Genomic DNA, 12,939 nt, shown 5'->3' on the forward strand with positions numbered 1-12,939 from the left:
AAATAATTTTCCGAATGCGCAACATTCAACCAAATCAGCCTGAAACTGCCAGTTTTTCGAGCGTTTCGAAGCCGTAACGCTGTAAAACGGGCAATAATTGTTCAGCTTCTGGCGTCATTGCCATACAAAAGGCAATATTCGCATCGGCAGATTTTGCATCCGGAGCTTCATGTTCCAGCAGCCAGGCCGTTCGGCGGGCAATCGCTGCGCCAGAATCCACCAGCCGGGTTCCCTCTGGCAGCACCTTTAACAGTTCTTCTTGTAGTAGAGGAAAATGGGTGCAACCCAGAACAACGGTATCTGGAGGCTCTTTCATTCTTAACCACGGACGCAGGATACGTTTTAGCGCATCCAGAGAGATTTCTTCGCCATGCAACTTCGCTTCAGCCAACTCAACCATTTCTGCCGAGCCCAGCATCTCTATCTGACATTCATTAGCGAAACGCGCGATCAGCTCATGGGTATAAGAACGTTTTACCGTACCACGAGTTGCCAGCAATCCGACAATGCCATTAGCTGTCAGGCGTGCCGCTGGCTTAATTGCCGGAACGACACCGACAACCGGGAACGCAAACTTCTCGCGTAATGCAGGAAGTGAGACGGTACTGGCGGTGTTGCAAGCGACCACAGCCAGCGCAAGGGGATAACGCTCTTGCACTGCGGTGACAATTTCCACCACACGCTCAACAATAAACTCTTCGCTTTTTTCGCCATACGGGAAAGCGACGTTATCGAAAGCATAAATGTAATGGAGATCCGGTAAGAGATGCCGGATCTCGTCATAGACCGACAACCCACCGACGCCGGAGTCAAACACCAGCACGGTGGGACGTGGTTCAGAAGGTGTAGCTGCCAGACAAGGTGTATTCCCGTCCTGCAGTTTGGTAGCCATAGACTGTCTCATAATCTTTGTCGAACAGGTTGGCTATTTTACCACGAACTGTCAGGTGAGAGGTGACCGGATACGCAACCGCAAGATCCCACAAGCTCACACCGCCCATTTTAACGGTTTGATAAGGATAAGATGAGTAATCCTTATCATAGCGAGTGCCTAAATACTGATAAGTAATACCCCAGTCGAAGTCATACAACTGCCAGTCGAGCTGGTATTTCACCTGCTGTTTAGCACGGCGTAACAACGGCGTGTCAGTAATCGCATTGCGCGCATCGACATAATCGTAACTCACAGTATGCGTCAGTGGTCCGGTATCAAAATTGGCGGTCGCCTCGACACCTTTAATCCGCGCTTTCCCTTCGTTGTAATATTTCAGGATATGGTCGTCATAATCGATTAAGTCACTAACATCGTTACGATATCCGGAAATACGCCAGTTCACTCCTGCTGTTAAGCCTTCAAACGCGCCTTCCCACTGTTTGCTTTTCTCAGGGTCCAGATCCGGATTACCGTAGAAGCCGTACAGTTGTCCAAGATTTGGCGCCTTATAAGATGTCCCGTAGGAAGCAATGAAGCGATAACCTTCGATGAGCTCCCATCCGACGCTGGTTTGCCAGGTTCCATGACGACCAAACTGTGAGTTATCGTCGCTGCGTGCTGCGCCTTCAAAGGTAAAATCGCCAACTTGTTGCAGCCCGGTCAGATAGATACCGGTGTTACGTTGATCATATCCATCCTCAACGTAACCTGTACCCGGCGTCGTAGTCTGTTTCTGCCAGTCGACACCCGCACCAATACTACCGTGACCAACGATGACATTGTTTGCCCACTGGACGGTGTATTGCTTCATCTCATCGAGCGTCGCCGACGAATCATAACGACCATAATGCGGATCGTAGTTGTAATCTTTGCTATGGCTATAGCTGGAAATGAGTTGTGATTTAATCAGTTCGCCGTTATAGCGCAGCCCGGCGTCCCAACTTTGACTATAGAGTTTACGGGTATCGACCAATGGTGAACCCGGAGAATAATACGCGTCATAATTGGTCCGATTATCATAGCCATAGCCACGTACAAAGCCGCTCCAGGCATCGGTAAAATTATGTTCCAGCGCACCATAAAGCGTTTTACTTAAGAAACCATCGTTATCAGGCTGCGCTTGCATTCCTGTATTGCCGTAAGCGACAACATCATAACCATGGGTATAAGCGTAATCGCCCAACAGAGTTACCCGTGTCTTATCCCCCAGTTGTTGCTGCGTCGAGACATCGTAGTTCTGATAACTATGGCTTCCCCACCCCGCTGAAATTTCCGTTCCAGGTTCATCGCGCGTCGTGATGATATTCACCACCCCGCCTATTGCATCAGAACCATAAACGGCGGAACGCGGCCCACGGATATATTCAACACGCTGGACAAGCGCAATAGGGAACTGACTAAGGTCAGCAGAACCACTCACCCCCGCCAAATTCAGGCGGACGCCATCAATTAACACCAACACATGACTGGCATTTGTGCCACGAATAAAAATAGAAGAAAGCTGACCTGAACCGCCATTTTGGGTGATATCCACGCCAGGGAGACGGCGCAGCACATCATTGACCGAGGTTGACTGCCAGCGGTCGATATCCTGACGCGTCACAACAGTAGTTGGCGCAAGCACAGTGCTGCGCGGCTGTTCAAAACGGTTAGCAGTAACAACGAGAGTATCCGGGCTGGTATCCTGTGCCCAAGCAGAAAAGGCTGTGACGGAACACGCCGTCAGCAGCGAAGCTTTTTTAATCATTGTAAAGCATCCACAATAGATGAAGGATGCCGCAGGTTTCATCAATATTACGCGATGATGAGAACCAGATGCGACGTTGGCCGGCAGGTCTTCGGGCTTGGAGGGGTATCTGAAGATACAAAGAGATGATGACTTCCCACCGGATGGCAGTGTCCGCATAACGCAATCATCGCACCTTTCCTTACCGCTGCGCGTCAGCTCCAGATTCGCACTGGATTCCCTATTAACTCACAGGACCGGCAAGTGGATGCTACAGGTTGTAACAAGTTACTGTCCAGACGTAGCTCACAAATAGGAATTCATCAAGATCTGGACATCTGATGAGCAATCCCTACAATCGCCGCGTACTTTAATTTTTCAGGATACATCATGACCCCCGAACACCTTCCAACAGAACAGTATGAAGCGCAGTTAGCCGAAAAAGTGGTACGTTTGCAAAGTATGATGGCACCGTTTTCTGACCTGGTTCCGGAAGTGTTTCGCTCGCCGGTCAGCCATTACCGGATGCGTGCAGAGTTCCGCATCTGGCACGATGGCGATGACCTGTACCACATCATTTTCGATCAACAAACCAAAAGCCGTATCCGCGTGGATAGCTTCCCTGCCGCCAGTGAACTCATCAACCAGTTGATGACGGCGATGATTGCGGGTGTGCGTAATAATCCCGTTCTGCGCCACAAGTTGTTCCAGATTGATTACCTCACCACGCTGAGTAATCAGGCGGTGGTTTCTCTGCTGTACCATAAAAAGCTGGATGACGAATGGCGTCAGCAGGCGGAAGCCCTGCGCGATGCGTTGCGCGCGCAGAATCTGAATGTGCATCTGATTGGTCGGGCAACGAAAACCAAAATCGCGCTGGATCAAGATTACATCGACGAGCGTCTGCCGGTCGCCGGAAAAGAGATGATCTACCGTCAGGTGGAGAACAGTTTCACCCAGCCAAACGCGGCGATGAATATTCAGATGCTGGAATGGGCGCTGGACGTCACCAAAGGCTCAAAAGGCGATTTGCTGGAGCTGTACTGCGGCAACGGTAACTTTTCATTAGCACTGGCGCGCAATTTTGATCGGGTATTAGCCACCGAAATCGCCAAGCCGTCGGTCGCTGCCGCGCAATACAACATCGCAGCTAACCATATTGATAACGTACAAATTATTCGTATGGCGGCGGAAGAATTTACTCAGGCGATGAATGGTGTGCGCGAGTTTAACCGCCTGCAAGGGATCGACTTAAAGAGTTATCAGTGCGAAACCATTTTTGTCGACCCACCGCGCAGCGGTCTGGACAGTGAAACCGAGAAAATGGTGCAGGCATATCCGCGTATTCTGTATATCTCCTGCAACCCGGAAACGCTGTGTAAGAATCTGGAAACATTAAGCCAGACGCACAAGGTTGAACGTCTGGCTCTGTTTGATCAGTTCCCCTACACGCACCATATGGAGTGCGGCGTATTACTGACCGCGAAGTAAACCCCATGCCGGATGCGCCAGCATCCGGCATGATACCGATTACTCAGCAACTTCCTGCTTACGGTTACGCATCTTCGCGCCAATCCAGAACACCATAATAACGGACAGCACAGCCGGGAAGAAGTTAGAACCGATATCCGGATATTCTGCACGAACCACAGTGCTATAAAGCAGAACGCCGAGAATAAAACAGGCAGCTGCCAGACCCGGCAAGCCGACCGGCATAGTGCGATTAAGATAGCGTTGATGCAGGCAGTAAACCGTCAGCACCAGGGAAATAATCGGGAATACAGAAAATGGCACAATGGAGCTAAACAGCGCTGCGAAAGTACCATTAATCGATAAGCCAGCAACTAACGCCAGCAGCAGCGTACCTCTATCTTGATTTGCTTGTTTCATTACTCGTCCTTCACATTTCCCGGAATAATTGCGGTTTTCTCTTGTTCACGGCGATACCAGTAATAAGCCCCTTTCGAAATCATTCGCAGTTGCAGTACCAGTCGCTCTTCTAATTGCCGACGTTGTTCGACGCCGACATCCAACGCCTCGGCACCCGCACTGAAGACAATCGTCACCATTGCTTCGGCTTGCGCTTCAGTAAACGCGCGCGGCATATGGTTTTCGAGTTCAAGATAGTCCGCAAGTTCCGCAATGAAGTGCTGAATTTCACGCGCAACGGCGGCACGAAACGCGGCGGAGGTGCCGGAGCGTTCCCGCAATAATAACCGGAAGGCGTTAGGATTATTACCGATGAACTCCATAAATGTGGATACCGAGGTACGGATCACACTCCCGCCTTTAGCGATACGCTGACGCGCCTGGCGCATAAGCTGACGCAGCATCAAACCACTCTCGTCAACCATGGTCAGGCCAAGTTCGTCTACGTCGCGGAAATGCCGATAAAAAGAGGTGGGAGCAATGCCCGCTTCACGCGCCACTTCACGTAAACTCAGGCTGGCGAAGCTGCGTTCAGCACTTAATTGGCTAAATGCGGCTTCTACCAGCGAACGTCGGGTTTTTTCTTTTTGCTGCGCTCTTACGCCCATCACGATGTCTGAATCCTTGCCAAAAGTACTGCTGGCACTATACCAGAGAATGAACATACTGGATTGCTCCAGTGTTGTGAATGAACGGTAGCGCAATAAAACACATTTACTGCAACTCTTTGGCCGGTTCTTTTACAAACAATAACGCCAGCATCGACAGCAACGTGCCTCCGCCCAGATACCACGCCGGAGCCGTCAGACTATCCAGTAACACGATGGATTGCGTGGCGAAATATTGCGCAAAACCGCCGAAGATTGCTACACCAATGCTATAAACCAGCGCAAAACCCAATGCCCGAATCCGTTTCGGCAACAGTTCAGAGATCAACAACATCACTGGTACCCCACCAAGCGTGGTAAAGCTGACCATCACGAAAACTACCGTCAGCAACATGCCGGGGCTTGGGTAATTCACCAACAACCAGAATGACGGCCAGCTACAGATCAGCACCATCACACGGGAGATTAAAATCAGCTTTTTACGCCCGACCGAATCACATAGCATCCCCACCAACAGCGCGCCCACAAACGTAATTACCCCCGCCAGTAACATCGCTGCATGAGAATAGTGTTGAGGCATTGCCAGATACTTCGCCGCCCAGGTGCCATAGTAAAAGAGGGAAATATAGGTTGCTACCGTGCTACCGATAGCGAGTAAAACGCCGTTAATGATAGTCGCTTTATGTTGCAGGAGCAGAGAGAACGCGCTTTCGCTGGCAGCAGCTTTTTTATTGTGTACAGGTTCAGGTACGTCATTTTCCAGGCTCAGACGCAACCAGCAACCGATCGGTGCTAATAACACGCCAATAAAAAATGGCACACGCCAGCCCCATTCTGCCATTACGGTTTCTGAACCTGTGGCAAACGGTAGCCAAGTGCTCAGACCTAAAGCGACAACACCACCAAAGGTCGTTGCCAGCCCCTGGGTCGCCAGCGACCAACTGCTGTAAAAACCGCGACGATTTGCCGGAGCTGATTCAACCAGTAAAGACATTGAGGCGCCGACTTCACCACCTGCCGCAACACCCTGAATCAGACGCGCCAGTACCAACGTCGCCGTTCCCCAATAGCCCGCCGTCGCATAGGTCGGCGCGATGCCGATCATCAGCGTACCGAGGCTCATCAGGGCAATGGTGAACACCATCGCGGGTTTACGTCCGAAACGATCGGCCCAGGCCCCGACGATAATTCCACCAAGCGGGCGCATAAAAAAACTCACGCCAAACGTTGCAAATGCCAGTAACAGCGCGACATTATGATCAGCGCTGGGCGGGAAGAAAAGCGTACTGATATAGACCACAAAAAAGTTGTAAACGCCAAAATCAAAAAATTCGAGCGCATTGCCAAACGCCGAAGCAAAAATCACCCGCTTACCGCTGGGCTTTTTCTTCACAATCACGCTTCCATTTACGATCGCCGTCATTCCATGTTCCTTGCCAGAAAGTGTTGTTGTGTGTTGTTTTATTTATTGCAGCCAGGCTTCTACCAGGGCGCCCCAGTAGCTGCACGCCGGGACCAGACTTGCATCGTTGAAGTCGTAGCCCGGGTTATGCACCATGCAGGAACCTTCCCCGACATCGCCATTACCGAACAGCAAAAAAGCGCCTTTCGGCTGGGCTTCCAGCATGAAAGAGAAATCCTCACTGCCCATCAGGGGCTTGATGCCAAACTCGGCCCGATCTTCACCAAACGTTTTACACGCCACCTGCCAGGCGAAGCGCGCCATCTCCTCGTCATTCACTAATACCGGCGTACCGTTAACATGCGTCACATCAGCCGTAGCGCAAAAGCTGACAGCCTGGGCTTGCGCCAGAGCCGGAATACGGGTCAGAAGAAGTTGTCGGGTATCGCGGCTAAGAGAGCGGACGCTGATTTTCATCTCAGCACTGTCAGGAATGACGTTAGCGGCCTCACCCGCAACAATGCTGCCAACGGTAATTACCGCCGCTTCCAGCGGATCGACATTGCGCGACACAATGCTTTGTAATGCGGTGGTGATATGTGCCGCGACCAGCACCGGATCGATGGCTTTGTGCGGGATCGCACCGTGTCCGCCACAACCACGAACCGTAATATGGAACTGATCCATTGACGCCATTAGCGCCCCTGGCTGGAAGAAAAACTTGCCAACCGGCAAGCCCGGCATGTTGTGCATCCCGAAAATCACATCGCAGGGGAAGTGGTCAAAAAGACCTTCTTTAACCATAATCTCGCCGCCGTTAATCATCTCTTCTGCGGGCTGGAAGATAAGACGTAACGTGCCGTTAAAACGACGAGTTTCGGCAAGATAACGCGCAGCTCCTAGTAATATCGTGGTATGGCCGTCATGCCCGCATGCGTGCATTAAACCTGGATGTTTACTGGCCCAGGGCTTGCCACTATTTTCATAAATTGGCAGCGCATCCATATCCGCCCGCAGGCCAATACTTTTCTCTCCGTCGCCCACTTTTAACGTGGCCACTATCCCCGTCGTCGCCAGCCCTTGCTCAACCTCATAGCCCCACTGGCGCAGCTTTTCCGCAACCAGAGCACTGGTTTTAAATTCTTGTAGCCCCAACTCCGGGTTTTCGTGGATTTGGTGGCGGATCTCGCGCAACTCTTCCTCAAACCCACGAATGTAGTGTTCGATCATCGACTATTCCTTTATTCACTTATAAACAGGTTAATTAACGGATTTTATTGATGGTATAAATATAAATAAGTCATCAATATAAAATATTTATATGTTTGTTTTATAAGAATATTTAACACAGACAATAACAAAAAAGCACACTTCGGCAAGATAAAACTATCAGCCATAAGAAAAAGCAATTAATAGTGAATAAATAAAATAAGAAGGGAGCAGACAAAGCAAAGGCCGCTCACGATATAGCCAGATAAATGACGGGGATCAATTGGCTTACCCGCGATAAAATGTTACCATTCTGTTGCTTTTATGTATAAGAACAGGTAAGCCCTACCATGCCACATTCCTACGATTACGATGCCATAGTAATAGGTTCCGGCCCCGGCGGCGAAGGCGCTGCAATGGGTCTTGTTAAGCAAGGTGCGCGCGTCGCAGTTATCGAGCGTTATCAAAATGTTGGCGGCGGTTGCACCCACTGGGGAACCATCCCGTCGAAAGCCCTCCGTCACGCCGTCAGCCGCATTATAGAATTCAATCAAAACCCACTTTACAGCGACCATTCCCGACTGCTCCGCTCTTCTTTTGCCGATATCCTTAACCATGCCGATAACGTGATTAATCAACAAACGCGCATGCGTCAGGGATTTTACGAACGTAATCACTGTGAAATATTGCAGGGGAACGCTCGCTTTGTTGACGAGCATACGTTGGCGCTGGACTGCCCGGACGGCACGGTCGAAACGTTAACCGCAGAAAAATTTGTCATAGCCTGCGGCTCACGCCCTTATCATCCAGCAGACGTCGATTTCACCCATCCACGCATTTACGACAGCGACTCAATTCTTAGCATGCACCACGAACCGCGCCATGTACTTATTTACGGTGCTGGAGTGATCGGCTGTGAATATGCGTCGATCTTCCGCGGTATGGATGTAAAAGTAGATCTGATCAATACCCGCGATCGCCTGTTGGCGTTTCTCGATCAAGAGATGTCAGATTCGCTCTCCTATCACTTCTGGAACAGTGGCGTAGTGATTCGTCACAACGAAGAGTACGAGAAGATCGAAGGCTGTGACGACGGTGTGATCATGCATCTGAAGTCGGGCAAAAAACTGAAAGCCGACTGTCTGCTCTATGCCAACGGTCGCACGGGTAATACCGATTCGCTGGCGTTACAGAACATTGGGCTGGAAACTGACAGTCGCGGACAGCTGAAGGTCAACAGCATGTATCAGACCGCGCAGCCGCACGTTTACGCGGTGGGCGACGTGATTGGTTATCCAAGCCTGGCTTCAGCGGCCTATGACCAGGGGCGCATTGCCGCGCAGGCGCTGGTAAAAGGTGAAGCCACCGCGCACTTGATTGAAGATATCCCTACCGGTATTTACACCATCCCAGAAATCAGCTCTGTGGGCAAAACCGAACAGCAGCTGACCGCGATGAAAGTACCGTATGAAGTAGGCCGCGCCCAGTTTAAACATCTGGCACGTGCACAAATCGTTGGCATGAACGTGGGTACGCTGAAAATTTTGTTCCATCGGGAAACGAAAGAGATTCTGGGGATCCATTGCTTTGGTGAGCGCGCTGCCGAAATTATTCATATCGGTCAGGCGATTATGGAACAGAAAGGTGGCGGCAACACTATTGAGTACTTCGTCAACACCACCTTTAACTACCCGACCATGGCGGAAGCCTATCGGGTAGCGGCATTAAACGGCTTAAACCGCCTGTTTTAACGCTTTATCGAAATGGCCATCCATTTTTGCGCGGATGGCCTCTGCCAGCTGCTCATAGCGGCTGCGCAGCGGTGAGCCTGGACGATAAACCAGACCAATGGTACGGCGTGGTTCCGGCTTAATGCACGGCAGATAAACGACGCCATCGCGTTTGCGCTCTGGCGGTACAGCCAGCGCAGGCAATAAAGTGATCCCGCTACCTGCGGCCACCATGTTGCGCAGCGTCTCCAGACTGGTCGCGCGGAAGTGTGTATCTTCATCCGCTCCAGCTTCAAAGCAGAAGCCCATTGCCTGATCGCGCAGACAGTGACCATCTTCCAGCATCAGCAGTTTTTCCCCTGCCAGATCGGCCATCGGCACGCATTCGCGATTAGACCACGGGTGATCTTCATAGACTGCCAACAACATGGGTTCATCAAACAACGGTACTTCAATGAATGCTTCGCTCTCTTTCACCAGCGCGAGGATCACGCAGTCGAGTTTGCCACTGTCCAGTTGCGCCAGTAACTGATGGGTCTGGGCTTCATGCAAATACATTTCCAGCTTCGGAAAGGTCTGGTGCAGCATCGGGATAATATGCGGCAACAGGTAAGGCCCAACCGTGGGAATCAAGCCAATATGCAGCGGCCCGGACATCGTCTCCCCCTGCTGGCTTGCCATCTCTTTAAGGACTTTCACCTCGCGCAGCACGGTACGCGCCTGATCCACCAGTAGCATTCCCGCCTGGGTGAATAACACTTTACGGCTGGTCCGCTCCAGCAACATCACGCCCAGCTCATCTTCCAGCTTACGAATTTGCCCGCTAAGCGTCGGCTGGCTAACGTGGCAGGAATCTGCCGCACGCCGAAAATGGCGGTGCTCGGCCAGTGCCACCAGGTACTCAAGATCACGAATATTCATTATCCATCCTCCATTGCCACGATAGTTCATGGCGATAGGTAGCATAGCAACGAACGATTATCCCTATCAAGCATTGTGACTGATAATTGCTCACAGAAACGGAGCGGCACCTCTTTTAACCCTTGAAGTCACTGCCCGTTTCGAGAGTTTCTCAACTCGAATAACTAAAGCCAACGTGAACTTTTGCGGATCTCCAGGATCCGCTTTTTTTTGCCATAAAAAAGCCCGGCGATAAGCCAGGCTCAAATTTGTACATATAAATGTTCTTACCCCAACCGCGCCCTTGCAAAAGCAATCGCCTGCGCCACCTGCTGCGGTGAGACGCCGCCTTTTGCCGCACGCTTGTCGAGGCACGATTGCAGCGACAGAATCGGATAGACATCTTCGCCAATCACCTGGCTGAATTTCTGCAACTCACTGAGCGGCAGCTCTTCCAGCGGTTTGCCCTGACGAATGGCTTCCACCACTGCTTCACCCACGATATGGTGCGCCTCGCGGAACGGTACGCCTTTCGCCACCAGGTAATCCGCCAGTTCAGTGGCGTTCGCGTAACCTTGCTGCGCCGCTTCCTGGCAACGCGGACGTTTCACCTGAATGCCGTCCAGCACCAGCGCCGCCATATGCAGGCAGTCCAGCCAGGTATCGAGCGCGTCGAACAGACCTTCTTTGTCTTCCTGCATATCTTTGTTGTAAGCCAGCGGCAGACCTTTCAGCGTCATCATCATGCCAGTTAACGCGCCCTGCACCCGCCCACATTTACCGCGAATCAGCTCCAGCGCATCCGGATTTTTCTTCTGCGGCATTAATGATGAACCAGAAGTCACGCGGTCAGAAAGCTCGACAAACCCCGCTTCGCCGGTGTTAAAGAAAATCAGATCTTCAGCAAAACGCGAAAGATGCACCATGCCGATAGCGGCAGCAGAAAGCAGTTCCAGCACATGATCACGGTCAGAAACGCTGTCGAGACTGTTACGTGTCGCCGAAGCAAAACCCAGCCAGCCGGCTAACTGTTCACGGTCGATTTCATAGGCCGTTCCCGCCAGTGCGCCACAGCCTAACGGGCTGACATCCAGACGCTTAAGCGCGTCCTGCAAACGGCTTTCATCACGCGCCAGCATCTCAACATACGCCAGGCACCAGTGAGCGAACGTCACCGGCTGGGCGCGTTGCAGGTGAGTGTAACCTGGCATCACCGCGTCCTGATTGTTTTGTGCGGTTTCCACCAACGCCGATTGCAGCTGACGGTTAGCCGTCAGCAACTCGCTAACGGTATCTTTGCACCACAGTTTCAGGTCAGTCGCTACCTGATCATTACGGCTACGCCCGGTATGTAGTTTTTTGCCTAACTGACCCACTTTGTCAATCAGTTTGCCTTCCACCCAGCTATGGATATCTTCGGCGTCGCTTTCGAGGATTTGTTGTGGCCTGCCGCGAACATCTTCCAGCAGCTCGTTCAGCGCCTCTTCCAGTTGCGCCTGTTCTTCTGCGGTTAACACACCTACCGTTACCAGGGCTTTGGACCAGGCCACAGAGCCAACAATATCCTGCTCCGCCAGACGGTAATCAAAACGCAGTGAGTCGTTGAATTGTTTGAACCGCTGATCTGCTGCCTGGGTAAAACGCCCGCCCCAAAGTGCCATAACTCTGTTTCCTTATGTTGAAATTCAATGCCGGAAAGCTGCGCCTCCGGCCAACAAAACTTAAGCTAAAATCCGCGTACCCATCGGCATACCGTTAAATAGTGCCGGAAGCTGTTCCGCATGACGCCAGGAGGCGATATCTACCGGACGGCCCAGCGTGCGCGCAGCATCCAGCGCCGCGTTCACTTTTACAATCATGCCGTCGGTAATAATGCCCTGCTCAATCAGTTGTTCCGCTTTCGCGGCGGTCATTTCGGCAATACGTTGCCCTTTACCATCGAGAATGCCGCTGACGTCGGAGAGCAAAATCAGATCTGCGCCCAGCGTTGCCGCCAGCGCCGTCGCCGCCTGGTCGGCATTGACGTTCATCAGTTGTCCTTCGTCCGTTACGCCAATGGAGCTGACCACCGGCAGATAACCGTTTTCCAGCAACGTATTGATAAGCTTAGGCGAACCTGGCTGCGCCAGTCCAACATGGCCTAACTCTTCATCAAGCTGGGTCACTTTGACGCTGTCGCCGTCACCGAGAAACAAACCTACGGCCGCAATCTGATGTTTCTTCGCCCATGCCAGCAGGGTTTTATTTGCCGTTCCCGCCAGCGCTCCGGTGATAATGTCTATCTGATCCGCAGGCGTCACCCGCAGGCCGTTTTTCTTTTTCACCGGCAGATTCAGCCCTTTCATCAGCTCATCCACCACGCAGCCGCCGCCGTGGACAATAACCAGCGGACGCTGATGTGACTCACGATATTTCACCAGTGCGCTGAACAGCCGTTCCAGCGCCTCTTCGCTATCCAGCAGTACGCCGCCCAGCTTGATAATTAATGGATTCATCATTGC

Annotated in this window: 11 protein-coding genes and 1 riboswitch; of the genes, 2 read left to right on the forward strand and 9 right to left on the reverse strand. The window is 51.8% G+C overall.

Features of this window, described 5'->3' with window-relative positions; genetic code table 11:
• Positions 1–34: 34 nt before the first annotated feature.
• Both murI and btuB read right to left on the reverse strand, forming a co-directional pair.
• The gene (murI, locus tag FEK43_RS20265; protein ID WP_131161587.1) at positions 35–892 is read right to left on the reverse strand and encodes a glutamate racemase; all 858 of its coding nucleotides are present in this window, start codon (positions 890–892) and stop codon (positions 35–37) included.
• Positions 837–2,681, reverse strand: coding sequence for a TonB-dependent vitamin B12 receptor BtuB (gene btuB / locus FEK43_RS20270; protein WP_135408573.1), 1,845 nt, complete (start codon positions 2,679–2,681; stop codon positions 837–839). Before btuB ends, murI begins: the two co-directional genes overlap by 56 nt.
• 64 nt (positions 2,682–2,745) lie before the next feature.
• Positions 2,746–2,937: riboswitch (cobalamin riboswitch) on the reverse strand.
• 113 nt (positions 2,938–3,050) lie between these two features.
• Here btuB and trmA point away from each other — a divergent pair.
• Entirely contained in the window at positions 3,051–4,151 is a 1,101-nt protein-coding gene (gene trmA, locus FEK43_RS20275) for a tRNA (uridine(54)-C5)-methyltransferase TrmA (RefSeq protein WP_000187026.1), read from the forward strand.
• Between the two features lie 39 nt (positions 4,152–4,190).
• Here the strand turns inward: trmA and FEK43_RS20280 are convergent, their stop codons facing one another.
• The 4 genes from FEK43_RS20280 to FEK43_RS20295 all read right to left on the reverse strand — a co-directional run bounded on the left by FEK43_RS20280 (position 4,191) and on the right by FEK43_RS20295 (position 7,829).
• Entirely contained in the window at positions 4,191–4,550 is a 360-nt protein-coding gene (locus FEK43_RS20280; RefSeq protein WP_000806411.1) for a YijD family membrane protein, read from the reverse strand.
• On the reverse strand, positions 4,550–5,200 hold the full coding sequence (gene fabR, locus FEK43_RS20285) for an HTH-type transcriptional repressor FabR (RefSeq protein ID WP_001309117.1): 651 nt from the start codon (positions 5,198–5,200) through the stop codon (positions 4,550–4,552). Before fabR ends, FEK43_RS20280 begins: the two co-directional genes overlap by 1 nt.
• Before the next feature lie 103 nt (positions 5,201–5,303).
• On the reverse strand, positions 5,304–6,620 hold the full coding sequence (locus FEK43_RS20290; RefSeq protein WP_130206540.1) for a citrate-proton symporter: 1,317 nt from the start codon (positions 6,618–6,620) through the stop codon (positions 5,304–5,306).
• A gap of 42 nt (positions 6,621–6,662) precedes the next feature.
• Entirely contained in the window at positions 6,663–7,829 is a 1,167-nt protein-coding gene (locus tag FEK43_RS20295; RefSeq protein WP_130206542.1) for a M20 aminoacylase family protein, read from the reverse strand.
• A 329-nt stretch (positions 7,830–8,158) separates the two neighbouring features.
• Between FEK43_RS20295 and sthA the strand changes: the two genes are divergently transcribed.
• Positions 8,159–9,559, forward strand: coding sequence for a Si-specific NAD(P)(+) transhydrogenase (gene sthA, locus FEK43_RS20300; RefSeq protein WP_001120822.1), 1,401 nt, complete (start codon positions 8,159–8,161; stop codon positions 9,557–9,559).
• Here the strand turns inward: sthA and oxyR are convergent.
• The 3 genes from oxyR to argB all read right to left on the reverse strand — a co-directional run bounded on the left by oxyR (position 9,542) and on the right by argB (position 12,936).
• Entirely contained in the window at positions 9,542–10,459 is a 918-nt protein-coding gene (gene oxyR, locus FEK43_RS20305) for a DNA-binding transcriptional regulator OxyR (RefSeq protein ID WP_130206544.1), read from the reverse strand. The genes sthA and oxyR overlap by 18 nt on opposite strands.
• A gap of 266 nt (positions 10,460–10,725) precedes the next feature.
• On the reverse strand, positions 10,726–12,099 hold the full coding sequence (gene argH, locus FEK43_RS20310; RefSeq protein WP_135408571.1) for an argininosuccinate lyase: 1,374 nt from the start codon (positions 12,097–12,099) through the stop codon (positions 10,726–10,728).
• Positions 12,100–12,159: 60 nt separating this feature from the next.
• Complete coding sequence (gene argB / locus FEK43_RS20315; RefSeq protein ID WP_130206548.1) at positions 12,160–12,936, reverse strand: acetylglutamate kinase; 777 nt, start codon at positions 12,934–12,936, stop codon at positions 12,160–12,162.
• Positions 12,937–12,939: the final 3 nt, after the last annotated feature.

The sequence above is a fragment of the Escherichia sp. E2562 genome (genome assembly GCF_005781075.1).
Lineage (GTDB): Bacteria > Pseudomonadota > Gammaproteobacteria > Enterobacterales > Enterobacteriaceae > Escherichia.